The 23,712-nt window shown below is 72.6% G+C and carries 21 protein-coding genes; 13 read left to right on the top strand and 8 right to left on the bottom strand.

Annotated features, from left to right (window positions below):
• Positions 1-73: 73 nt before the first annotated feature.
• Positions 74-490 carry a VOC family protein gene (locus tag ACZ4NT_RS30635; RefSeq protein ID WP_467728433.1) on the bottom strand — a complete coding sequence of 139 codons (417 nt, stop codon included), beginning with the start codon at positions 488-490 and terminating at the stop codon, positions 74-76.
• A 314-nt stretch (positions 491-804) separates the two neighbouring features.
• Between ACZ4NT_RS30635 and ACZ4NT_RS30630 the strand changes: the two genes are divergently transcribed.
• Both ACZ4NT_RS30630 and ACZ4NT_RS30625 read left to right on the top strand, forming a co-directional pair.
• Positions 805-1,197 carry a hypothetical protein gene (locus ACZ4NT_RS30630; RefSeq protein WP_121405612.1) on the top strand — a complete coding sequence of 131 codons (393 nt, stop codon included), beginning with the start codon at positions 805-807 and terminating at the stop codon, positions 1,195-1,197.
• A gap of 59 nt (positions 1,198-1,256) precedes the next feature.
• Complete coding sequence (locus tag ACZ4NT_RS30625) at positions 1,257-3,671, top strand: DUF4132 domain-containing protein (RefSeq protein WP_467728460.1); 2,415 nt, start codon at positions 1,257-1,259, stop codon at positions 3,669-3,671.
• Positions 3,672-3,780: 109 nt separating this feature from the next.
• On the opposite strand, the gene ACZ4NT_RS30620 is transcribed toward ACZ4NT_RS30625, so the two are convergent.
• The 5 genes from ACZ4NT_RS30620 to ACZ4NT_RS30600 form a co-directional block, all read right to left on the bottom strand.
• Positions 3,781-4,560, bottom strand: a complete 780-nt coding sequence (locus ACZ4NT_RS30620) for a succinate dehydrogenase iron-sulfur subunit (protein WP_121405613.1) — start codon at positions 4,558-4,560, stop codon at positions 3,781-3,783.
• Positions 4,560-6,314, bottom strand: a complete 1,755-nt coding sequence (gene sdhA, locus ACZ4NT_RS30615; protein ID WP_121405614.1) for a succinate dehydrogenase flavoprotein subunit — start codon at positions 6,312-6,314, stop codon at positions 4,560-4,562. The genes ACZ4NT_RS30620 and sdhA overlap by 1 nt, the downstream gene beginning before the upstream one ends.
• Positions 6,315-6,333: 19 nt before the next feature.
• Positions 6,334-6,819 (bottom strand): succinate dehydrogenase hydrophobic membrane anchor subunit, encoded by a 486-nt coding sequence (locus ACZ4NT_RS30610; protein WP_121405615.1) that lies wholly within the window; start codon positions 6,817-6,819, stop codon positions 6,334-6,336.
• A 5-nt stretch (positions 6,820-6,824) separates the two neighbouring features.
• Positions 6,825-7,205 carry a succinate dehydrogenase, cytochrome b556 subunit gene (gene sdhC / locus ACZ4NT_RS30605; protein WP_121405616.1) on the bottom strand — a complete coding sequence of 127 codons (381 nt, stop codon included), beginning with the start codon at positions 7,203-7,205 and terminating at the stop codon, positions 6,825-6,827.
• A 148-nt stretch (positions 7,206-7,353) separates the two neighbouring features.
• On the bottom strand, positions 7,354-7,965 hold the full coding sequence (locus ACZ4NT_RS30600; protein WP_121405617.1) for a 2-oxo-4-hydroxy-4-carboxy-5-ureidoimidazoline decarboxylase: 612 nt from the start codon (positions 7,963-7,965) through the stop codon (positions 7,354-7,356).
• Between the two features lie 409 nt (positions 7,966-8,374).
• Between ACZ4NT_RS30600 and ACZ4NT_RS30595 the strand changes: the two genes are divergently transcribed.
• The 4 genes from ACZ4NT_RS30595 (at position 8,375) to ACZ4NT_RS30580 (ending at position 12,136) form a co-directional block, all read left to right on the top strand.
• A complete protein-coding gene (locus ACZ4NT_RS30595; protein WP_467728459.1) occupies positions 8,375-9,943 on the top strand; it encodes a family 20 glycosylhydrolase in 1,569 nt (522 codons plus the stop codon).
• A gap of 112 nt (positions 9,944-10,055) precedes the next feature.
• Positions 10,056-10,865, top strand: a complete 810-nt coding sequence (locus ACZ4NT_RS30590) for a DUF4328 domain-containing protein (protein ID WP_467728432.1) — start codon at positions 10,056-10,058, stop codon at positions 10,863-10,865.
• 180 nt (positions 10,866-11,045) lie between these two features.
• Entirely contained in the window at positions 11,046-11,609 is a 564-nt protein-coding gene (locus tag ACZ4NT_RS30585) for a hypothetical protein (protein ID WP_467728431.1), read from the top strand.
• Between the two features lie 131 nt (positions 11,610-11,740).
• A complete protein-coding gene (locus tag ACZ4NT_RS30580) occupies positions 11,741-12,136 on the top strand; it encodes a hypothetical protein (RefSeq protein WP_467728430.1) in 396 nt (131 codons plus the stop codon).
• 40 nt (positions 12,137-12,176) lie between these two features.
• Here ACZ4NT_RS30580 and ACZ4NT_RS30575 read toward each other — a convergent pair whose 3' ends face one another.
• Entirely contained in the window at positions 12,177-14,942 is a 2,766-nt protein-coding gene (locus tag ACZ4NT_RS30575) for an FG-GAP-like repeat-containing protein (protein ID WP_467728429.1), read from the bottom strand.
• 289 nt (positions 14,943-15,231) lie between these two features.
• On the opposite strand from ACZ4NT_RS30575, the gene ACZ4NT_RS30570 reads away from it, so the two are divergent.
• The 5 genes from ACZ4NT_RS30570 (at position 15,232) to ACZ4NT_RS30550 (ending at position 19,905) form a co-directional block, all read left to right on the top strand.
• Positions 15,232-15,639 (top strand): hypothetical protein, encoded by a 408-nt coding sequence (locus ACZ4NT_RS30570; protein WP_121406400.1) that lies wholly within the window; start codon positions 15,232-15,234, stop codon positions 15,637-15,639.
• Between the two features lie 215 nt (positions 15,640-15,854).
• A complete protein-coding gene (locus tag ACZ4NT_RS30565; protein ID WP_121405622.1) occupies positions 15,855-16,472 on the top strand; it encodes an RNA polymerase sigma factor in 618 nt (205 codons plus the stop codon).
• Between the two features lie 51 nt (positions 16,473-16,523).
• Positions 16,524-17,324: a hypothetical protein gene (locus ACZ4NT_RS30560; RefSeq protein ID WP_121405623.1), complete on the top strand. Its 801-nt coding sequence runs from the start codon at positions 16,524-16,526 to the stop codon at positions 17,322-17,324.
• A gap of 824 nt (positions 17,325-18,148) precedes the next feature.
• A complete protein-coding gene (locus tag ACZ4NT_RS30555) occupies positions 18,149-18,811 on the top strand; it encodes an RNA polymerase sigma factor (protein WP_121405624.1) in 663 nt (220 codons plus the stop codon).
• Complete coding sequence (locus tag ACZ4NT_RS30550) at positions 18,811-19,905, top strand: extensin (protein WP_467728428.1); 1,095 nt, start codon at positions 18,811-18,813, stop codon at positions 19,903-19,905. The genes ACZ4NT_RS30555 and ACZ4NT_RS30550 overlap by 1 nt, the downstream gene beginning before the upstream one ends.
• A 252-nt stretch (positions 19,906-20,157) precedes the next feature.
• Here ACZ4NT_RS30550 and ACZ4NT_RS30545 read toward each other — a convergent pair whose 3' ends face one another.
• Positions 20,158-21,003 carry a L,D-transpeptidase family protein gene (locus ACZ4NT_RS30545; protein ID WP_121406401.1) on the bottom strand — a complete coding sequence of 282 codons (846 nt, stop codon included), beginning with the start codon at positions 21,001-21,003 and terminating at the stop codon, positions 20,158-20,160.
• Positions 21,004-21,302: 299 nt separating this feature from the next.
• On the opposite strand from ACZ4NT_RS30545, the gene ACZ4NT_RS30540 reads away from it, so the two are divergent.
• Together ACZ4NT_RS30540 and leuE are read left to right on the top strand one after the other, a co-directional pair.
• On the top strand, positions 21,303-22,883 hold the full coding sequence (locus ACZ4NT_RS30540; RefSeq protein WP_121405626.1) for a methylmalonyl-CoA mutase family protein: 1,581 nt from the start codon (positions 21,303-21,305) through the stop codon (positions 22,881-22,883).
• Between the two features lie 59 nt (positions 22,884-22,942).
• A complete protein-coding gene (leuE, locus tag ACZ4NT_RS30535) occupies positions 22,943-23,599 on the top strand; it encodes a leucine efflux protein LeuE (protein WP_121405627.1) in 657 nt (218 codons plus the stop codon).
• The last annotated feature ends 113 nt before the right edge of the window (positions 23,600-23,712 follow it).

The following is a 23,712-nucleotide window of genomic DNA, read 5'->3' as shown; positions in this document are numbered from 1 at the left end:
GGGGCTCGCTGACGGGACCGCTTCCGTGCGGGGGCTCGGTGCCGGGGAGGCGGCCGTACGGGGTGGACGGCGACTACGCCGGTGCGGCGCGGGCGAGTTCGGGGCGCTTGCCGTAGTCCGTGAGGCCGATGACGTTGCCCCAGGGGTCGGCGATCTCGACGGTCCAGCCGGTGGCGCCGGGGAAGGGCGCGTCCAGGGGCGGGATGCCGGCGGCGGCGAGCGCCTCGGCCGCGGCCCGGGCGTCCCGCACTTCGAGCCACACCCGGGGGGAGGCCCACGGCGGCTGCCGGTGGCTCAGCTCCTCGTCCAGGCGCAGCAGCAGCCCGGGGGTCTCCTTGCCCACCTTCAGCAGAGCGATCCCGGCCTCGTCGAGCCGGAAGGCCACGGTGAAGCCCGCGCGCTCGTAGAAGCCCACCGCCTCGTCCAGATGCCCGACGGGCAACAGCACATTGTCGAAACCGAGCAGCTCGTACGACTGTTGATCTGACATGTCATCAGGTTAGGTACGCCACCCCGGACCGGGCGGGGGACTGACCGTGGGGGTCACTCGATGGGGCGAGGCGGACGGGGGGTGCGGGGGATGCGAGGGTGCGGCGATGATCTCGGCACCCGAACCGTTCGACCCTGTACCCGGGGCGACCGAGAGCCCCGGCCCAGGTTTGCCGGAACGGCGCCGAGTGATGAACGTTTCGCTGCTTCCTCTCCCGCCGCGGGAGGCCGACGCTGGTTGAGGGCAGCGCCCCGCCGACGGCGGGAGCACCCGCGGGTGACCCGTTGTCAGACCCTCGTCCTACTGTCCTTCCCATGGCAACGGTGACGATCGTCGACGAGACGACCAGTGGGGATCGCGGTACGGGCTGGGGGATCGAGATCGCCGAGGAGCGGCTCACGGTCGGTGAGCTGATCCGGCGGCGGGTCTTCCAGGAGGTCGCCGAGTACAACGCGCGCATGCCGCGGGTGTTCCAGGGGCTGGTGCAGCCCGAGGACACCGAGCGCGTGCTCAACGGGTACGCGCTGCGCACGCCCCGGCGGATCGACCCCGAGGCGCAGACGCGGCTGGCGCTCAGGGCCTTCGCCGGCAACGGGTTCCTGGTGCTCGTGGGGGACCGTCAGGTCACCTCCCCCGAGGAGGAGATCGACCTCCCGCTCGGCACCGAGGTCACGTTCCTGAAGCTCGTCGCGCTGGTGGGGGGCTGAGCACCGTGCGGATCAAGACGTACCTGGAGCGCGTCCGGGAACACGCCGCCGACGGGAACATGGGCAAGCTGGCCGACGAGGCGGTCGAGGCCGCCGTCGCCGCCAAGGGGCACTGGGCCGGACCCTGGACCGAGATCCTTGACGCCCTGCGCGACCTGTCCCGGGAGAACCGCGTCCGCCTGGCCGGCGCCCTGGCCGCGAGGTACCACGCCGTGGACGAGGAGTCGGACGCCCGCCGCCACGTGCTCACCCTCGTCGGCGCCGTCTCCCACGACCTGACGGACGGCGTGCTCGGCACCGAGCGGCTCCAGGAGCTGGACCGGCTCGGCCGGCAGTACTCCGTCTGGTACGCGACACGCCAAGACGCCCTGGCGGAGGCCGAGCTGGCCACCGGCCACCCGCTCGCACCGGCCGTCGTCGCCGTCTTCCGCCGTGCCGCCCTGGACGCCTACGGCGACACGCGTCTCACGGCGCTGGCCCGCAGACTCACCGAGCCCGTCCTCAACGTGGGCGAGGAGTGGGCCGAGCGGGCCATGGAGCGCGCCACCGGCGGCCCGGACGACCCCTGGCACGCACTCCTCGCCCACGCCGTGACCGCCACCGCGTCCCGGCCCGGCGCAGCGTGGGACAAGCGGGCCCTCGCCCTCGCCGCCCCGCTCGGCGCGGACCGCGTGCGGGAGGCCGTACTCTCCTGGCTGGCGCTCGTCGGCCGCCCTCGGACCCTCCCGCTGGAGACCGGGGTCCACGGGGCGGACGTCAACGGCGCCTACGACCCGTACAACGCCAACGCCCTGCGCGGCCTCGCCTGGCTGCTCTCCCTGCTGCCGCCGCACCCCGACACGGCACGGGCGCTCGGCGCGCTGGTCGAGACCTCGCTGAAGAAGGTCGCGGGGATCGGCCCCCGCAACCCCAAGGTCGCGAACGCCGGCGTGATCGCCCTGTCCCGCGTCGACGGCGAGGCCGCCCTGGCCGAACTGGCCCGGCTGGCCACCCGGGTGACGTACAAGAACACCGCCAAGCTCCTCGACGGCGCGCTGCAGGCGCGGGCCGCCGCGCTCGGCCTCGGCCGGGAGGAGATCGAGGAACTGGCCGTCCCGGCGTACGGGCTCACGGAGGTCGGCGGCGCCGCTTTGCGCCTCGGCGAGGCCACCGCGGTGATCGGTGTTCAGGGCTCCCGGGCGGTGCTGAGCTGGCGCAACGCCGCGGGCGCGCCGGTGAAGAGCGTCCCGGCCGCCGTCCGGCGCGAACACGCCGACGCGCTCAAGGAGCTGAAGGCCGCGGTCAAGGACATCGACCGGATGCTGTCCGCCCAGAGCGAGCGCCTCGACCGGCAGTTCCTCGCCCGGCGCAGCTGGGCGTACGACACCTGGCGCGAGCGCTACCTCGACCATCCGCTCGTCGGCACGCTCGCGCGCCGGCTGCTGTGGACGGTGGACGGCACCACCACCGGATTCGCCGACGGCGAGCTGCGCACGCTGACCGGCGACCCGGTCACCACCGGCGGCCGGGTCGAGCTGTGGCACCCCGCCGGCCGCGAACCCGCCGAGATCGTCGCCTGGCGGGACTGGCTGGAGCGGTACACGATCACCCAGCCCTTCAAGCAGGCGCACCGCGAGGTCTATCTGCTGACCGACGCCGAGCGTGCCACCGGCACCTACTCGAACCGGTTCGCCGCGCACATCCTGCGCCAGCACCAGTTCCACTCCCTCGCCGCGGTCCGCGGCTGGCGCAACAAGCTGCGGCTCTGCGTGGACGACGAGGCACCGCCCGCCTGCCGTGAGCTGCCCCGGTGGGGTCTGCGCGCCGAGTACTGGATCGAGGGCGAGGGGGAGGAGTACGGCGAGGACACCACCGAGTCCGGCAGCTTTCTGCGGCTGCGCACGGACCAGGTGCGCTTCTACCCGATCGACGCCCCCGAGAACTCGGCGCACTGCTGCGGCGGCGAGTACCGCATGTGGCTGCGCGACGGCGGGGACCCGGTGGAACCCGTGCCGCTCGCCGAGATCCCGCCCCTGGTGCTCTCCGAGATCCTGCGCGACGTCGACCTCTTCGTGGGCGTCGCCAGCGTCGGCAACGACCCGACCTGGCAGGACGGCGGCCCCGGCGGCCGCTTCCGCGAGTACTGGACGTCGTACGGCTTCGGCGAGCTGAACCAGAGCGCCGAGACCCGGCGGCTGCTCCTCGAACGCCTGATACCCCGGCTGGCGATCGCGGACCGCTGCCGGCTGGAGGGCCGCTTCCTGCAGGTCGAGGGCGACCGCCACACGTACCGGATCCATCTGGGCTCGGGCAACATCCTGCGGAGCCCGAACGACCAGTACCTGTGCATCGTCCCCAAGGCCGGCACGGCCGGCCCGGGCACCGGCTACCTGCCCTTCGAGGGCGACCGGACGCTGGCGGTCGTGCTGAGCAAGGCGATGCTGCTGGCCGACGACACGAAGATCACGGACCCGTCGATCCTGAGCCAGCTGTAGTCCGCCCCGTCCGCACGACAGGACCTGACGGCAGGTCACCCGGGCCCCGGCACGACGAGGGCCCCGCTCCCAGCCGGGAACGGGGCCCTCGTACGAGGAACCGGGAAGGTCAGATGCGGCGCGTGATCAGCGCGCGCTTGACTTCCTGGATGGCCTTGGTGACCTCGATACCGCGCGGGCAGGCGTCCGTGCAGTTGAACGTCGTGCGGCAGCGCCACACACCGTCCTTGTCGTTGAGGATCTCCAGGCGCTGCTCGCCCGCCTCGTCACGCGAGTCGAAGATGAAGCGGTGGGCGTTCACGATGGCGGCCGGACCGAAGTACTGGCCGTCGTTCCAGAACACCGGGCACGAGGACGTGCACGCGGCGCACAGGATGCACTTCGTCGTGTCGTCGAACCGCTCGCGGTCCTCGGCCGACTGCAGACGCTCGCGCGTGGGCTCGTTGGTGTCCTTCGTGATGAGGAAGGGCATCACGTCGCGGTACGCCTGGAAGAACGGGTCCATGTCGACCACGAGGTCCTTCAGCACCGTCAGGCCCTTGATGGCCTCGACCGTGATCGGCTTCTCGGGGTTGATGTCCTTGATCAGCGTCTTGCAGGCGAGCCGGTTCTTGCCGTTGATCCGCATGGCGTCCGAGCCGCAGATGCCGTGCGCGCAGGACCGGCGGAACGTCAGCGTGCCGTCGAGGTCCCACTTGATCTTGTGGAGGGCGTCGAGGACACGCTCCTTCGGGTCGATCTCCAGCTGGAAGTCTTCCCAGGTCGCCTCGGCCGAGATCTCCGGGTTGTACCGGCGGATCCGGAAGGTGGCGGTGATATAGGGGGAATCGGCGAAGCCCGCCTCGGGCTTGCCGGCGCTGTCCGCCTTGTCGAGGGTCGGGGTAGCCATCAGTACTTACGCTCCATCGGCTGGTAGCGGGTCTGGACGACCGGCTTGTAGTCGAGACGGATGGACTCGGTGCCGTCGTCGCCGACCTCGCGGTACGCCATGGTGTGGCGCATGAAGTTGACGTCGTCGCGGTTCGGGTAGTCCTCGCGGTAGTGACCGCCGCGGGACTCCTTGCGGGCGAGTGCGGAGACGGCCATGACCTCGGCCAGGTCGAGCAGGTTGCCCAGCTCGATGGCCTCCAGCAGGTCCGTGTTGAACCGCTTGCCCTTGTCCTGGATCGAGACGTTCCGGTAGCGCTCGCGCAGCTCCGCGATCTTCTCGACCGCCGTCTTGATCGTCTGCTCCGTGCGGAACACCATCACGTTGGCGTCCATGCACTCCTGGAGCTCCAGGCGCAGCGTGGCGACCCGCTCGTTGCCCGTGGAGCTGCGCAGCCGCTCCACCTGGGCGGCGACCAGCGAGGCCGGGTCCTCGGGCAGCTCGACGTAGTCGGTGGTGGCCGAGTACTCGGCGGCGGCGATACCGGCCCGCTTGCCGAACACGTTGATGTCGAGCAGCGAGTTGGTGCCCAGGCGGTTGGCGCCGTGCACCGAGACGCAGGCGACCTCGCCGGCGGCGTACAGGCCCGGGACGACCGTGGTGTTGTCCGCGAGGACCTCACCCTGGACGTTGGTCGGGATGCCGCCCATCGCGTAGTGCGCGGTGGGCTGGATCGGGATCGGGTCCGTGTAGGGCTCGATGCCGAGGTAGGTGCGCGCGAACTCGGTGATGTCGGGCAGCTTGGCGTCGAGCTGCTCCGGCGGCAGGTGCGTGAGGTCGAGGTAGACGTGGTCGCCCTCGGGACCGCAGCCGCGGCCCTCGCGGATCTCGGTGTAGATGGAGCGCGAGACGACGTCACGGGACGCGAGGTCCTTCATGACCGGCGCGTACTTCTCCATGAAGCGCTCGCCGTCCTTGTTGCGGAGGATGCCGCCCTCACCGCGGGCGCCCTCCGTCAGCAGGATGCCCATGCGCCAGATGCCGGTCGGGTGGAACTGGAAGAACTCCATGTCCTCCAGCGGCAGCCCGCGCCGGTACACGGCGGCCTGGCCGTCACCGGTCAGGGTGTGCGCGTTGGACGTCACCTTGAAGAACTTGCCGGTGCCGCCGGACGCGTAGATCACGGCCTTCGCCTGGAAGACGTGGATCTCGCCGGTCGCCAGCTCGTACGCGACCACGCCCGCCGAGCGCTTGACGCCGTCGACCTCGGTGATCAACTGGTCGAGGACGTAGAACTCGTTGAAGAACTCCACACCCTCCTTGACGCAGTTCTGGTACAGCGTCTGGAGGATCATGTGGCCGGTGCGGTCCGCGGCGTAGCAGGACCGGCGGACCGGGGCCTCGCCGTGGTTGCGGGAGTGACCGCCGAAGCGGCGCTGGTCGATGGTGCCGTCCGGGGTGCGGTTGAACGGCAGGCCCATCTTCTCCAGGTCGAGGACGGAGTCGATGGCCTCCTTCGCCAGGATCTCGGCGGCGTCCTGGTCGACCAGGTAGTCACCGCCCTTGACCGTGTCGAAGGTGTGCCACTCCCAGTTGTCCTCCTCCACGTTGGCCAGCGCGGCGGCCATGCCGCCCTGCGCGGCGCCCGTGTGGGAGCGGGTGGGGTAGAGCTTCGTCAGGACGGCGGTGCGGCTGCGCTTCGTCGCCTCGATGGCGGCGCGCATGCCGGCGCCGCCGGCGCCGACGATGACGGTGTCGTACTTGTGGATCTTCATGATTCTCGCAGCCCCGTGCCTAGCGGATGTTCGGGTCGAAGGTGAAGATCACCAGCGTGCCCAGCAGGATGGTGAACACCGTGGCGGTGTAGAGCAGACCCTTGAGCCACAGCCGGGAGGTCGTGCGCTCCGCATAGTCGTTGATGACCGTGCGCAGGCCGTTGGACCCGTGCAGCATGGCGAGCCACAGCATGGCCAGGTCCCAGGCCTGCCACCACGGGGACGCCCAGCGACCGGCCACGAAGGCGAAACCGATCTTGGAGACGCCGCCGTCGAGGACGAGCTGGATGAGCAGGTGACCGAGGACCAGGACGACCAGGACGATGCCGGACAGGCGCATGAAGAGCCAGCCGTACATCTCGAAGTTGCCGCGGGTCGACTTCGGGGTCTTCTTGGTCCGCTTGCGCGGGGCCTCGATGAGGGGGGCCGGGTTGTCGACGCTGTAGAGCGAGGCGCCGGTGCCCTCGACGGGGCCGATACCGGAGGTGGTGGTCTCAGTGGACATCGGCGTCAGCTCCCGAAGACTTCGCGGAATGCGTGACCGAGGACCGGGTAAAGGGCCCCGGCCATCAGCACGACCCAGATACCGACGACGGACCAGAGCATCTGCTTCTGGTAGCGCGGGCCCTTCGACCAGAAGTCGACGGCGATGACACGCAGGCCGTTGAGCGCGTGGAAGAGGATGGCGGCCACGAGGCCGTACTCCAGCAGCGCGACGATCGGGGTCTTGTACGTGGACACGACCTTGTCGTAGTCCTCGGGGGAGACACGGACGAGAGCGGTGTCCAGGACGTGTACGAACAGGAAGAAGAAGATGAGGACGCCGGTGACTCGATGAGCCACCCAGGACCACATTCCTTCCCGGCCGCGGTACAGCGTTCCAGCCGGCACGGAAGAACCCTCCGGGAGCGGGGATTGGGGCCGCGCCGGCTTCTGTGTCGGACGGGCCCGGCCGGGTACGGTCCACCGGCCCCGGCCATCGTAGCGACGACTTGTCGGAACGCTTACGCCGGGCCCGTCTGTGTGATCAAACAGGCAATCAAACAGGCACGTACGGGCTATCAGGATGGCCGGAACCGGCTGATTCCGGGCGCGTGGCGCCCGGGCCGGACGACCCTTCGAACGTATGCACAAGGCGCACAATCCGGCCATGGGCGAGTCGCCTGAGCTCCTCGGCCGCCAGGACGCGCTCCTCCTCCGGATCGTTGGTGAGCCGCCCGCGGATCCCGGCGAGCACCTGGTCCAGGGCCTCCCCCGGGGCGGCGTCGTCCAGGCAGATCACGAAGACGTGGCCGAAGCGGCTCTCGTACGCGGCGTGCGCGGCGCTGAGCGCGGTGTGCGCGGCGGAGTAGGCGCCTTCCGGGAGCACCGCCAGGGACTCGCAGGCCAGCGCCTCGGCGAGGTCGGCCGGGGTCAGGTCGTACGCCGCCTCGTCGGCCGCGGCGAGCAGGGCGCCCAGGTCGGGATAGGGGCGGTGATCGACGAGGCGCCTGGCCCAGCGGAGGCTGTGGCAGCAGGTGAGGAGGGCGCGCTCGGCGATGTCGGCGGGCGCCTCGTTGAACGGCTCCAGGCGGACCGGGGGCGGGGTCGCGCCCTTCTGCTCGGGCAGTGCGACCTGGCCGGGGAGGCGTGGGAAGCGGTGCGAAGGCAGCGTGGGTCCTCGGCGATGGGATCCGGTGGCGCCCCGTGGACGTCACGCGTGGTTCGGCAGGGGAAGGTGTGAGAGATGTGCCGCCACGTTATCGATGCCGGTCAGGACCTGTCCGAAGGATGCCCGAATTTCACCCGCACGGGAGAGTTTCGGTACATCGGGTGGACGGTGGGGAGGCGGAGACGTTGGCTTGGGTTCACCGTGGAGGAGTAGGAGGGGGTGTACGAGAGAGCCGTACGGGGTGCCGCACCAGGAAGGCGTAAGCAGCTGTGGGTGACGTGAAGTGGACCGTAGGGGCCGAGACGTGGGGCGTGACGCGGTGAGCGGGCGCAGGCGGCGGGCCCACGGCCGGCCGCAGACGAGACGCACCGGGCCCCTCGGGCGCAACGGGGCGCTGGCCGCCGCGGGCGTGCTGGTGGCGGGTGCGACCGTGGCGACCTTCGCGTTCTGGCCGTCCGGCGACGGCGGGCCCGCGGGAGCGGCGGCGCCCTCGGAGAGCGGCTCGGCGGCGTCCCGGGCCCCGGCCGCCCCCACGCCCTCCCGCTCGTACGCCCTGTCGCAGACGCCGCAGACGATTCCGGCCGTCCGGCAGCACACCCCCGCCCGCGGTCCCGGCTGGCGTCCCGCCGCGAACGGCCGTGTGGTGGTGGACGACGGCGACCTCGAGGACGAGGGACGGCTGCTCGCCGGAGAGCTCAAGCTGTCGTACGCGGGGGAGGAGAAGGCCGGCTCCGGCGACGTCGCGCTCACCCTGAACGGCTCGGACGACAAGGGCGCGAAAGCGGAGTCGTACACGCTGACCGTGAAGGGCGGGCGGGTCACCATAGCCGCGCCCACCGAGACCGGCGTCTTCTACGGCACCCGCACCCTGAAGCAGGAGGTGCACGGCGGTGCCACGGCGCCCGAGGGCGTGGTCCGCGACGAGCCGGCCAAGCCGGTGCGCGGCTTCATGCTCGACATCGCCCGCAAGCACTTCACGGCCGGCTGGATCGAGGACCGGATACGTGAGCTGGGCGACCTCAAGTTCAACCAGCTCGGCCTGCACTTCTCCGACGACCAGGGCTTCCGCATCGAGTCGGACTCGCACCCGGAGATCGTGTCGAAGCAGCACCTCAGCAAGGCCGAGGTCCGCCGGATCCTGGCGCTGGCGGCGAGCCGCCACATCACCGTCGTCCCCGAGATCGACTCGCCGGGCCACCTGGGCGCCGTGATCGCCGCCCATCCCGACCTCCAGCTGCGCAACACCCAGGGCGTGGCCACCCGGGGCGCGATCGACATCTCCAAGCAGGCGTCCGCCGACATCGTCGACGATCTGCTGAACGAGTACGCCGACCTCTTCCCCGGCGCCTACTGGCACCTCGGCGGCGACGAGTACCAGGCCCTCACCGTGTCCAACCCGGCGGCCTCCTTCCCGCAACTGGCCGCCGCGGCCACGAACACCTACGGATCCGGCGCGGGCATCACCGATCTGACGACCGGCTGGCTCAACGACCGCGCCGAGGTGATGCGCGGCCACGACCGGACCGTACGGGCCTGGAACGACGGCTTCTTCAGCGGCGGCAAGGTCCAGGCGGACGACGACATCCAGGTCGCGTACTGGACCGGCAAGGAGATCGGCGCGCGCCAGCCGGTCGAGTACCTGAGCGCGGGCCGCAAGGTGATCAACTACAACGACGAGTTCCTCTACTACGTGCTCGGCGAGCCGCAGACCTTCGTCTATCCGACCGGGCAGCGCATCTACGAGCAGTGGACCCCGCTCGTCCTGCGCGGCACCACCCCGGTGCCCGCGAAGTACAACGACCAGATCCTCGGCGGCACCTTCTCGGTCTGGTGCGACCTGTCGCAGGCGCAGACGCAGGAACAGGTGGCCGCCGGGATCCGGATGCCGCTGGCCGCCACGGTGCAGAAGCTGTGGGACCCGGACAAGCCGCCCCTGTCCTGGACGGACTTCAAGCAGCTGGCGGACCGGCTGCGCTGAACGCGGTGGACGCGGGGGCTTTCCTGACCGTATGTTCCGCAGGCCGGAGCACGCCCCTGGGGAGAGGCGGACCCGGCTTTCCGCGCACCACGCCCTGGGGGGACGCTCCGCCATGCTCTGCACGCACTGCCGCCACTCCGCCGCCCTGCTGGGCGGCCACCTCTGCGCGAACTGCGCGGCGGCCCGCCCGCCGGTGCCGCCCGGCACCCGGGGCGGCCTGCTCGTCGGCGCGCCGCCCGCGGTCGCGCCCCTGCACACGCCGCAGGGCAGGCCCTGGCTGCGGTCGCCGGTCGCGCTCGGCAACGCGACCGCCGCCCTGCTCGGGCTCGTGGTCGCCACCGACCTCTTCGCCCTGTTCGCCGACTTCGTCATGCGGGACGTCACGAGCCGCCTCACCGTTGTGGTCGACGCCGGAGTACAGCGGGACGCCGACCGCGCGGACACGCTGTACGCCGTGGCGGGCGTCGCGCAGGTCGCCGCCGTGATCGCCACCGTCGTCGTGTTCCTCGTCTGGTTCCAGCGGACCCGGGTCAACGCGGAGGTGTTCGCTCCCCACGGGCACCGCAAGGCGCGAGCCTGGACCTGCTGGGGCTGGTTCGTGCCCGTGGTGAACCTCTGGTATCCGCACCGGATCATGGCGGACGTCTGGGACGCCAGCAGCGAGCGGCTTCACCAGGCGGGGCACGGGCTCATCAACAGCTGGTGGGCCTTCTGGGTCGTCTCGATGTTCGCCGACCGGATCGCGTTCGCCGCGTACCGCGACGCGGAGACGGCGGCCGAGATCCACGCGGCCGTCGCGGAGGTGATGTTCGCGGACGCCGTCGACATGGTGGCCGCCGCGCTCGCCATCGTGGTCGTCGTGCGGCTGACCCGGATGCAGGACCGGAAGGCCCGGCTGGGCCCGGTTCCCGTCGGCGTCTGACCGCCGCACCGGGGAGCCCCACCGTTTCCTGGCTGAAAATCTCTTGTCCCGGGCGCCCCGGGGGCGCAGTCTGGGGCCCCTGTGACACTCCCGGCCCGTCGCACGCAGTAAGGGGAAGTGCGGGCTCCGTGAGAACAGGCGCCCTGTCGAGGGACTTCGAGGGATGTCGAGGGAGGCGTTGTGAGCCTGGTGGAACTGGTCGCTCAGGCCGACGAGCGGGGCCTGGCGGCGAGCGGACTGGCTTGTTTGGATCGCTGTGTGCCGCTGCTGGGCGGTGACGACGAGATCCTGCGCCCGCTGTGGGCGAGTCTCGCGGACGGCGAGTCCTGGGGCGACCGGCTGGAGCAGGCCCGCGCGAAGCTCGACTCCGGCGTACCGGAACAGGGCGCGCCCGACGAGGACGAGGCGGCCCTGCTGACCCGCCGCATGCTGGACGCCGTGCCCGCACTGCCCTCCGGGGCCGCGCTGCGCGAGTGGGCCGACGCGTGTTCGGTGGCCGCGCTGCAGGTCCACCGGCTGCTGGACGTCGCCGACGACGGCACGTCCTCCGTGACGGCGCGCCGCGAGGGCCGCACGGACGGCATGTCGCCGCTGGTCGCGGCGGAGCTGCGGCGCCAGATCGCCATCCTGGAACTGCTCGCGGACCGCGGCGCCGGCGGGCTGCGGCCCGCCCTGGAGGTGTCGACGGAGGGGCGGCGCGTGCTGCGTGCGGTGGTCTCGCGTCGAGCGCGCGGGCGGGTGTAAACCCCGGGCTCGGAAAGGGTCCTGTGACTGTCCCGGGGCGGACGTGGGGGCGGTGGGGCGGTCCTGCGCCGGTGTCGCCGGAACGGCCCGGACGCAGTGACGAATCCCGCTCCCGGCGCGCTCTTGGGAGTGTGACTGCACAGCAAGCAACCAGGCCCTCAGCCGCCACCAAGCCCGTGCGATGGGCGGCGGACGCGGTCGCGGCGATGCGCGAAGGTGCGCGGCTGCGGCTCGACTACTCGGCGCAGAGCCTCTGGCGCGTCGACCGGATGATCGAGGAGATACGCCGGGACGGCGCGCCGTACGCCGCCGTGGAGAGCGTGCTGCGCGGGTTCGGGGCGTACGCGGGCGAGGTCGTCGTGCGGCAGACCGGGGCCGAGTGGTGGGAGACGGGTGGCGACCACTGGGTCCGCACCCCCGACGGGCGGCTGTGGGACCCGATCGACGAGGCACGGCGCGCCTACGCGGGCGAGGGCTCGCTGCGGCTGCTGTGCCGGGACGCGACAGCCCGGCCGGGACCCCGGTAGGGCCCCGGCCGGGCGGGTCGCATGAGGCGGAGGCACGGGGTTACGGCGTGAGCACCTGGCCCAGCCGCGCCGCCGTCGCCGTGCCCAGCTGGGTGATCCCGTAGTACACGGACTGGGCCGGGGTGACGGAACCGCCGGGGACCGGCACGTACAGCAGGGTGCCGTTGCCGGTGTCCTCGCCCTCCGCGCCGATGGTGAGGTCGGCGTGAGCGTCACCGGTGACATCGGTCAGCGAGAGCGCGGAGCCGAGCTTGTCGTCGGTCTCCGTGGACCCGGGGACGTCCGGGGTGTCCTGGGAGAGCGCCAGCGAGCCGGTGCCGGTGAGACCGGTGGACGCGCCCTTGAGCAGCCACACCGAACCCGCATTGGCGCGGTTCTTGGCGTCCCGGGTGATGTCCTCGTTCGGTGCGCCGGTCAGGACGTCGGCGTACCCGTCGGCGTTGACGTCGCCCACCGAGACCGAGGTGCCGAAGGCGTCGCCCGACTCGGAGGCGCCCTCCACGCCGGTGGTGGACTGGGTGATCGCCGTCAGGCCGGTGGTGGTGAAGCCGGTCGACGTGCCGGGCACCATCGTGACCTGGCCGCCGGAGTTGCCGCCGGACTCGCTCGTGTACGGCTGGCCGATGACGATGTCGTCGTAGCCGTTGCCGTTGACGTCGCCCGCGGCGAGGGACCGGCCGCCCTTGACGGTGAGGGTGGCCACCTTCGAGAGGCCGAGCGTCTTGGAACCCTTGAACCAGGTGACCTTGCCGGCGCCGGACGCGTCCCGGTAGTTGAGGGCGACGTCCGCGTAACCGTCCCGGTTGAAGTCGCCGGTGGCGGCGTCCGCGTAGGCGAGGGCGCCGCTGACGGTGGTGATGTCGCCCGCGACCTCGTGGCCGTCGCCGAAGCGGGCCGCCCAGTTGCCGCCGGTGCCGGTGGCGGCCGTGAAGACGTCCGCCTTGCCGTCGGCGTTGAAGTCGCCGACGGCGACCGTCGCGCCGAACCTCGCGCCGTTGGGGTTGTAGTCGTCGCCGAGCGCCATGGTGTCGGCGCCCGTGTCGAACGTGGGGCCGTAGAGGATCGTCACCGCGCCGCGGTCCGCGTGCGAGGTGTCGTCCTCGCCGGGCGCGCCGACCGCGAGGTCCGCGACGCCGTCGCCGTTGATGTCGCCCCAGGCGGTGGCGGCGCCCCACTGGTCGCCGGACTCGGCGGCGCCGGGAACGCCGGAGCTGCCCTGGTTGAGCTTCAGCTTCGCACCGGAGACCGGGCCGCCGGTCCCGCCGGGCACCAGGGTGAGCCAGCCGCTGCCCTCCTTGGCGGTGGGGGCGACCAGGTCGCTGACGCCGTCGCCCGTGTAGTCGGCGGTCGGGATCGCGGAGTTCCGGCCGGCGCCGGAGGCGTACCTGCGGATCTCGCCGAGCTTGCCGTACAGGTTCTTGCCGGGGGAGGCGGACGCCGGGTCGGCGTCCTTGTGGCCGGCGACGGTCTTGAGCGTGACCTGCGTACCGTCCGCGTACGTGCCCGTGTCGGCGTCGGCGGTCAGCGTGGCCGAGCCGCTCGGGTCGCCGCCGTACTGGCCGAGCTTCCAGGCGGCGAGGCGCGCCACCGACTCCACGGCGGCCCGGGTCGGCCTGCCCGCGGGCTTCGCCGGGGTGGCGGCCGGGTCGCCCTCGAAGTCGCCGAGGACCGCGACGCCGGTCGACTCGCCGTTGAAGCCGTACGTGTGCTCGCCGCGCACCGGCAGGTCGGCGCCGCCCGCGCGGCCCTCGAAGATCCGGCCGCACTTGTCGACCAGGAAGTTGTAGCCGAGGTCGTTGCGCTTGCCGACCTGGATGTCGTACGCCATCAGACCGCGCACCAGGGACGCCGACTGGGCGCAGCTGTAGTCGTTGGTGCCGCCGGTGTGGTGGACGAAGACCGCGTCGATCTCGTCGTTGTACTCCGGAGCGTCCGCCACGGACGACTCGTTCGCGCCCCAGGCGGCCCGCGCGACGACAGGCGGCTGGACGACCGTCGACGGGCGCGGGGAGGGCGCGGGGGACGGGCTGTCGCTCGGCGACGCGGAGGCGGACGCGGACTCCGACCCGGAGGGCGACGCCGAGGCGCTCGCGGGGTCGGACGGCTCGGCGGAGTCCGTGGGCGACGCGGAGTCGGTCGGCGAAGCGGGGTCGGTGGGGTTGTCGACGAACGCGGCGTTGCTCAGCGCGCCGGTGTCGACCGTGCCGGCGGCCAGGTCGGCCGTGCCGGTGCCTCCACCCTTGCGGGCGGTCGCGGCCTCGGCCGAGGTGACACCCGGGTCGACCAGGTTGACCTGAAGTCCCTTGGGGAGTCCGGCACTCGTGGAGCCGTCGGCCGCGACGACGCGGGCCTCGACCCCGTCGCTCGCGCCGACCCACAGGGGCCGGGACACCCCGCGTGCGTCCTTCGCCCCGGGTTCGGCGGCGTCGACGGGCCGGGAGCCGACGTCGAGGCTCTGCCAGCCGCTCCACTTGCCGGTGTCGCTGCTGCGCGTGCGTACCTGCGCGGTTCCGTCGAGCCCGGTCGAGGCGCCGGTCCACGAGACGCCGACCAGCGAGAAGGCCTCGGTGCCGGTCCGCGGCAGCTCGCGCGCGCCGGATCCCGCGCTCTTCAGCGCGAGGCCGTGCACCGTCACGGGCCGCTTCTCGCGCGCGGTGTCCGCGGCCGGGTCGTCGGTCGGATTCGCTACGGCGTACGTCGCGACGCCGGCCCCACCCAGTACGACGGCCCCGAGCGTCAGCCATGTCCTCCGCTTCAGGCTCAGCGGCTTGTACGCATGGGTCTTACGCCGACTCAAATGCCCCACCCCTAGATGAACTTCACAAAAAGACCACCCAACACACAGGTGGCTTCCTATTTCAGCTCACCGAGCCGGGCGAACATCACCGTCGGAAGGTGTGCCGTACATCACTCTCGACCGGTGGGGGCACCTCACGGCGTCAGGAGGGCGGTCCGCCGCCACCCGCACAGCAGTCCGGAGAGTGACGTTCCGCGGCCCGGATCCGCTTGGTCCGGTGTGGCGTGCGGGAGATGCGCCGGAGACGTGAGGGATGCGAGGGGAACCCGTGGCGCAGCGGAGCGAGGTCGAGGCGCGGATGCGATGGCAGGCGGCGGAGTTCGTGCGGCGGGTCACGGCGCGCAACCGGCTGCCTCTGGACTACTCCGTGGACAGCCTGCGGGTCGTCGACTTCATCGTGGACGGAGTCAGGAAGGGCGGGGCCGAGCGGGCCCGGGTGCACGACGTGCTGTTCGGGCTCGGGGTCTACACCGGCGAGGTGTTCGTACGGCGGGCCGGTGGCGTGTGGGTCGAGTTCGACCCGGAGCAGCGGGAGTTGTTCGGCCAGCCGGTGGGGGTGCGGATGCCCGACGGGCGGGTGTGGAATCCGCTCGGGAAGGTCGTCAAACGGTTCGAGGAGGGCGCCGCCGAATCCGTGCGCACGCTGTACCTGCAGGTGCACGGACGCGTGCCGCGGGCCGCCGGCTGCGACAGGCGGTCCGCCTAGGGGGAGTCGTCAGGTCGCGGACCCGGGGTGATCGGCACGACACCCCCTGGGGAGGGTCGTCAGCTGCCGGAGCGGGGGCCGTGGGCGTGAAGACGGTGCTGACGGGCTGTGACATTTCTGTGGGACCTGGCGCTGATGACCGTGGGGGGCGTGGACACGGTCTGCCGTGGCACGTGCTGCGGATCCGTGCGGACTCGGTGCGAACGAGGACAGTGTTGGGCCAAGGAGGGGAGCCCCGCCGCGTGCAGGCGTACGACGGGGAACTGGGCGTGGCCGTCGGCCGCGCCCAGGAGGGGGACGAGGCCGCGTTCGCGGTCGCGTACCGGATCGTGCAGCCCGGGCTGCTCGGGTATCTGCGCGGGCTCGTCGGTGAGGACGCGGAGGACGTGGCGTCCGACGCCTGGCTGGAGATCGCGCGGGATCTCGGACGCTTCCGAGGGGACGGCGCGGGCTTTCGGGGCTGGACGGCGACGATCGCCCGGCACCGGGCACTGGACCACCTGCGCCGGCAGCGGGTACGGCCCCGGGCGACCGCGCTCGAACAGGATCTGCTGGAACTGCCCGGGAACCACAGCACGCACGACCAGGCCCTGGAGTCCCTGTCCACCGAGTACGCCCTGGAGCTGGTCGCCGGGCTGCCGCGGGACCAGGCCGAGGCCGTACTGCTGCGCGTGGTCGTCGGCCTCGACGGTCCCGCCGCCGCGCGGGTCCTCGGCAAGCGCCCGGGCGCGGTCCGCACCGCCGCCCACCGGGGCCTCAAGCGCCTCGCCCGGCAGCTCGGCGCCGCAGGTGTGACGCATGAGGGCCCCAGAACGCTGGGGGAGTCGGGATGAGCGCCGGGAAGACGAGCGCGGGGAAGACGACGGCCAGGGATGGATGCGGACATGGGTGAACGGCAGAGCGACGGGAGGGCTCCCGGGCGCCGGGCCGTACCTCCGGTCGCCGCGCGGCCGGACACCGACGGGTCCGGTCCCGCCGGTGCGGACGCGGAGTCCTCCGTCGAGGCGCTGCTCGCCGCCGTCCGGAGCCTGCCGGTCGACCCCGGGGCGGAGATGCGGGCCGTCGCGGCGTTCCGGGCCGCGCGGGAGCAGGGCGCGCACGCTGCGCCGGCCCGGCGGCGGGACGACTGGCGGCCGCGGGAGCAGCGGCGCGCGAGGCGGTCGTTGCGGACGGTGCTCGCGACGCTGATCGCCGGCCTCACCCTGGGCGGAGTCGCGGTCGCGGCCATCGGTCCGGGCGGCCTGGCGTCCGGTGGCGGCGCGGACCGGGGCGAGGAGAGGCCCGCGGGTGTCACGGCGGACCCGTCGCGGGGACGGACCGGGACCACTCCCGCACCCGGGAGCGCCGCGCCGTCCGGGCGGCCGTCGACCGCCCAGGACACCGAGGCGCGCTGCCGCGCGTACGAGGCCGTCGGCGGCCGGGGCCGGGCCCTCGGGGCGACGGCCTGGCGGCGCCTGATCGACGAGGCCGGCGGTGCGGAGAAGGTCGAGGCGTACTGCGCGGAGCGGGGGGCCGGGGCGAAGGCGAGCGCCGGGAGCGCCGGGTCCGGGCGGAGCGGTAAGGGCGACGGGGGCTCCCGTTCCACGCCTTCGGCGCGGGCGGCCGTGCCGACGCGGGCCGGGGAGCCGGGACGGACGGGGTCGGCTCGGCCGGAGGCGTCCAGGGGTGCGGGCAAGCCGGACTAGGTCCGGCGGCTTCGAGACGCGGGGACTGAGCGGTCCCGCCGCGGGGCTCCGCCCCGGACCCCGCTCCTCAAACGCCGGAGGGGCTGATTTTCGCCTCGGTCCCGGCCTGGCGGTTCTGCAAGCGTCGGCGGGCTGTTTCCGCCTCGGTACGGTGCGGTCCCGCCGCGGGGCTCCGCCCCGGACCCCGCTCCTCAAACGCCGGAGGGGCTGATTTTCGCCTCGGTCCCGGCCTGGCGGTTTGCAAGCGCCGGCGGGCTGTTTCCGCCTCGGTTGCGGCCTTGGCGGCTCTTCATGTGCCGGAGGGCTCGATCTGCCTCGGTACGGTGCGGGGACTGAGCGGTCCCGCCGCGGGGCTCCGCCCCGGACCCCGCTCCTCAAACGCCGGAGGGGCTGATTTTCGCCTCGGCCCCGGCCTGGCGGTTTGCAAGCGCCGGAGGGGCTGATTTTCGCCTCGATCCCGGCCCGGCGGTTGTTCGGAGCGCCGGTGGGCCGGCTCCGGTGGGGGAGGCCGATGGCAACGACCGGGGCCGCCACCCCCCACAGGAGAGGCCCCGGCCGTCGCGCGGCACGGGCCGCGCGGCGGCCCGTACTCTCTACAGCGCCGCGCGTGCGCTTTCTGTCACACCTCACTGCGTCACGAGTTAGTTGCATGTTGTACGGACATGGACGAGGAGCGGTTTCACGCCGTAACGTGCCTTTCGCGCCGGACTGCGGACCGGGACCACATCCACGAGGGGCTCACGGACCGCACCATCGACTGAGGGACCACGACGGCGAGACCCGGTCCGCGAGAGCGGTGCCGGCCGAGGCGCAAGAGGGGCGCGGTGCTGGGGGACGACGCGGAGCTGACCGCCGCGGTGCTTGCGGCACAGGACGGGGACGAGACCGCGTTCCGGACTGTGTACCGCGCGGTGCACCCGCGGCTGCTCGGGTACGTACGGACGCTGGTCGGCGACCCGGACGCGGAGGACGTGACCTCCGAGGCCTGGCTGCAGATCGCCCGCGACCTGGAGCGGTTCAGCGGTGACGCCGACCGGTTCCGCGGCTGGGCCGCCCGTATCGCCCGCAACCGCGCCCTCGACCACATACGCATGCGCGGGCGCCGCCCGGCGATCGGCGGCGACGAGACCGAACTGACCGGCCAGGCCGCGGAGTCCGACACCGCGGGCGAGGCCATCGAGGCCCTGGCCACCGACAGCACTCTCTCCCTCATCGCCCAGCTCCCGCAGGACCAGGCCGAGGCGGTCGTGCTGCGCGTCGTCGTCGGACTCGACGCCAAGACCGCGGCCGAGACCCTCGGCAAGCGCCCCGGCGCCGTCCGCACGGCGGCGCACCGCGGCCTGAAGCGGCTCGCGGAGCTGCTCGGCGCGGATCCGGAATCCGCGGGCGCGCTCGGCGCCGTCCCCCCGCCACGAGTGCCGCGTACCCGCGCGGTGACGTCCGCCGGTGTGACGCATACGCGTGCGCGGACGCAGAAGGACATGTGATGGCCGACGAGCACTACAGATGGCTGGACCGCGAGGCCGCGGAGCGTCTGCTGCGCGGAGAGCCGCTGGAGTCCGTCGACGCCGACACCCGTGAGCAGGCGGACCGGCTGTCCGGGGCGCTGCGGTCGCTGGCCGCCGCACCCCCGCTGAGCAGCGACGAACTCCCCGGCGAGGCCGCCGCGTTGGCCGCCTTCCGCACCGCCCGCGCGGGGGCGGAGGGCGACCGGGCCGGCTCCGGCCGCGAGCGCCGCACGCATGGCGCCGCCCGCTCCGCCGACGCCGGTCTCGTCCGCCTCGGGCGGAGCGAACCGTCCGGCCGGCGCACCTCGTGGGGCCGGCCCGTGCGCCTGGGACTCGCCGCCACCCTGGCCGCCGGAATGATCGGCGGGGTCGCCGTGGCCGCGGGAACCGGAGTGCTGCCCACCCCGTTCGGTGAGCGCGATCCGGGCCCGGCCGCCTCCGTCTCCGCCGCCGCGACTCCCCGGCAGCCGCTCGTCTCACCGTCGCCCGGCGCCACCGGAGGCCGTGGATCGGATGCGCCCTCGCCCGACGGATCCCCGCAGGGCTCGTCCCCCGGAAGCTCGTGGCGGGACGAGGCGCGGGGCGGTGCGAGCGCGAGCGGACGGCCGGACGCCGAGGACGACGGCACCTCGGGCAGCGCCGAGGACCGGCGCAGCAGACTGCTGGCGTCCTGCCGCGATCTGCGCCGGGGCAAGCAGCTCGACCCGGAGCGCCGGCGCGTCCTGGAGGATGCCGCCCAGGGTTCCGGGCGCGTCCGGAAGTACTGCGCGGGCGTGCTCGGGGACGCGGACGGCCGTTCCGGTGCCGACCGCGAGGGCGGCGGCAAGGAAGCGGGCGGCAAGGGGGACAAGGGCGGCCGCGGCGGTGACGACGACCACCACCACATAGGTCCGGGCGGCAACGACCACCGGGAGCACGGCGAGACCGGGCCTCCCGCGTCCGCCGGCTTCGCCCCGCCCGCGGCGGCGCCCGGGCCCGCGGAACGTGCCGGCGCCGGACCGTCCCCGGTGGCCTCCGGCGCTCCCGGCCCCTCGCCCACGTACCGCGCGCTGCCGGTGCCGGCACCCTCCTGAGCTGGGAGAACTCCCGCGGCGTCGCGCTTCGACGGCTCTGACCTGCGGTTTCGTATCTTCTTGAACTTTTTCTCGCCCAGGTGTGACGTTTTCGGCCGCCCGGGCGCAGTAATGAGTGAGCCGACTGGTCATCGGCCCTCGCATCGAGCCGGGGTTCCCCCCGTACCCACGGCTCGGTGCACCGAGGCGCGGGCGGGACACGTTCCCCCGGTCCCGCCCGCGCCCCATCTCCGCCGTCTCCGGCACCGCCTCTCACCAGTCGACGACGACCTTGTCGCCCACGCGGACCTGGTCGAACAGCGCCGAGATCTTCGCCTCGTCCCGAACGTTGACGCAGCCGTGCGAGCCGCCCGCGTAGCCCCGCGCCGCGAAGTCGTACGAGTAGTGCACCGCCTGGCCCCCGCTGAAGAACAGCGCGTAGGGCATGGGCGAGTCGTACAGGGTCGACACGTGGTGGCGGGATTTGAAGGAGACGGCGAACACCCCCTCGCGGGTCGGGGTGTACTGCGAGCCGAAGCGCACCGCCATCGTCGAGACGGTCCGGCCGTCGATCATCCAGCGCAGGGTCCGGCTGGTCTTGCTGATGCACAGCACCCGCCCGGTCGTGCAGCGCGGGTCCGGCTTCGCCGCGGGCTGCCCGCCGAAGGCGTACAGCTCCCACTTGGTCGGCTCGTGCGTCATCCGCACCAGCCGCCGCCAGGTGACCGTGTCGGTCTCGCCGGTCCTCGGCAGTCCGCGCTTGCCCTGGAAACCCTCGACCGCGGTGACCGTCGCGGTGTCGTACGTCCCGGTCGGTCCCTCGAACAGCCAGGCGAGCTGGCGGAGCCGGGCCTGCACCTCGCGCACGTCGGTACCGCGGTCGCCGGAGCTCCAGAGCACCCGCCGGCCCGCCGGCGCCGTACCCGGCTTCTCCGAGCCCGCGGAGTCCTGCTCCGGTGTGCCGTCCGGTCGCCGGTCCCCGCCGGGCGTGCCCGTGACGTCGATGCGCACCAGCGGCGGCTTCCCGTCCCCGGAGCCGTCGGCCTGGGCCTTGCAGCCGGCGACGGCGACGAGCGCCACGAGGGCGGCGACGCCTCTCCTCAAGCCCGTGGTACGCATCCCGGCCCCTGTCGTCTCGACGATCACCCCGGCACGCCTGTGCCACCTGAGATGCTCCCCGCACACGACCGGTTGCGAACCAGACGGCGTTGTCGGCGGCGGGACGGTGAGCGATAGTCGGGGACAGGACCGCGGGGAGGTCCGTGGAGAGGACCGCACGGACGTCCCGGGACGCGCCTGGACAGGGCTGTGAGCAAGGTCCCAGCGTGGGCCCCTCCACCGGGCGCAGGCCCGCCGCTACAGTCCGTCGCGAGGGTCGTCTTTACCAGCGAGTAACCGAGCAAGCGGAGGCACACACCATGGCGCGCGAGTCGGAGTCCGGACTGCCCATCGAGCCGGTCTACGGGCCGGACGCCCTTGCGGACTGGGATCCGGCGGACAAGCTGGGCGAGCCCGGAAAGTACCCGTTCACGCGTGGCGTGTACCCCTCGATGTACACCGGCCGTCCCTGGACGATGCGCCAGTACGCCGGTTTCGGCACGGCCGTGGAGTCCAACGCCCGCTACAAGCAGCTCATCGCGAACGGCACCATGGGCCTGTCCGTCGCCTTCGACCTGCCCACCCAGATGGGTCACGACTCCGACGCGCCGATCGCCTCCGGCGAGGTCGGCAAGGTCGGCGTGGCCATCGACTCGATCGACGACATGCGCATCCTGTTCGGCGGCATCCCGCTGGACAAGGTCTCCACGTCGATGACGATCAACGCGCCGGCCGCCCTGCTGCTGCTCATGTACCAGCTCGTCGGCGAGGAGCAGGGCGTCCCCGCGGACCAGCTGACCGGCACGATCCAGAACGACGTGCTGAAGGAGTACATCGCCCGCGGCACGTACATCTTCCCGCCCAAGCCGTCCCTGCGACTGATCGCGGACATCTTCAAGTACTGCCGGGCCGAGATCCCGAAGTGGAACACCATCTCGATCTCCGGCTACCACATGGCCGAGGCGGGAGCCTCCCCCGCGCAGGAGATCGCGTTCACCCTCGCCGACGGCATCGAGTACGTGCGCACGGCCGTCGCGGCCGGCATGGACGTCGACGACTTCGCCCCGCGGCTGTCCTTCTTCTTCGTCGCCCGTACGACGATCCTGGAGGAGGTGGCCAAGTTCCGCGCCGCCCGCCGCATCTGGGCGAAGGTGATGCGGGAGGAGTTCGGCGCCAAGAACCCCAAGTCGCTGATGCTGCGCTTCCACACGCAGACGGCCGGTGTGCAGCTGACGGCGCAGCAGCCCGAGGTGAACCTGGTCCGGGTCGCCGTCCAGGGGCTGGGCGCGGTGCTCGGCGGCACCCAGTCGCTGCACACGAACTCCTTCGACGAGGCCATCGCGCTGCCCACCGACAAGAGCGCGCGCCTGGCCCTGCGCACCCAGCAGGTGCTGGCGTACGAGACCGACGTGACCGCCACCGTCGACCCCTTCGCCGGCTCCTACGTGGTCGAGAAGATGACGGACGACGTGGAGGCCGCCGCCGTCGAGCTGATGGCGAAGGTCGAGGAGATGGGCGGCGCGGTCAACGCCATCGAGCACGGTTTCCAGAAGGGCGAGATCGAGCGCTCCGCGTACCGCATCGCGCAGGAGACGGACTCCGGCGAGCGCGTGGTCGTCGGCGTGAACCGCTACCAGCTGGACGAGGAGGAGCCGTACGAGCCGCTGCGCGTCGACCCCGCCATCGAGGCCCAGCAGGCGGACCGGCTCGCCCGGCTCCGCGCCGAGCGCGACCAGGCGGTCGTCGACGCGGCGCTCGCCGACCTGAAGAAGGCCGCCGAGGGCACGGACAACGTGCTGTACCCGATGAAGGACGCGCTGCGCGCCCGGGCCACCGTGGGCGAGGTGTGCAACGCCCTCCGGGAGGTCTGGGGGACGTACGTGCCGACCGACGCCTTCTGAGCGTCTCGGCGTCCGAATGCCGCGAGCGGAGTGTCGTACCCCTGTGCGACACTCCGCTCATGTTCGGCGTCATCGACCTCCCCACCTACCTCGCGGGCCTCGTCCTGATCGTGCTGCTCCCGGGTCCCAACTCGCTCTACGTGCTCTCCGTGGCCGCCCGCCGGGGCGTCCGCACCGGGTACACGGCCGCCGCGGGCGTCTGGTGCGGCGACACCGTGCTGATGACGCTGTCGGCGGCCGGGGTCGCCTCGCTGCTGCAGGCGAACGCCCTGCTGTTCGGGATCGTGAAGTACGCCGGGGCCGGCTATCTGACCTGGCTCGCGGTGGGCATGCTGCGGGCCGCGTGGAGCATGTGGCGGACCCGGCGGGAGCGGGCGGAGGCCCGGAGCGCGCCGTCGGCACCGGTCGCCGGTGAGCGGCCCTTCCGGCGGGCGCTGGTCGTCAGCCTCTTCAACCCCAAGGCGATCCTCTTCTTCGTCGCCTTCTTCGTGCAGTTCGTGGACCCGGGGTACGCGTACCCGGCGCTCTCCTTCGTCGTGCTCGGCGCCTTCGCCCAGCTCGCGAGCTTCCTCTACCTCACCGCGCTGATCTTCTCGGGCACGAAGCTGGCGGCCGCGTTCCGTCGCCGCAGGGCCCTGTCCGCCGGGGCCACCTCCGCGGCGGGCGCGCTGTTCCTCGGCTTCGCGGTCAAGCTGTCGCTGGCCAGCTCCGTCTAGCGGGAGTGGGGGGGGGGGGGGGGGGGGGCCGGGGGGGCCCGGTAAACGGGAGGGGTGAAAGGACGGGCCCCGTTCTCAGTTGACCGACCAACACCAGTCGGCGTCCCGTCGGG

Source organism: Streptomyces sp. NPDC026417, from assembly GCF_055567695.1.
The sequence above is the reverse complement of the archived record's forward strand: the minus strand, read 5'-3'. Positions and strand labels throughout refer to the sequence as shown.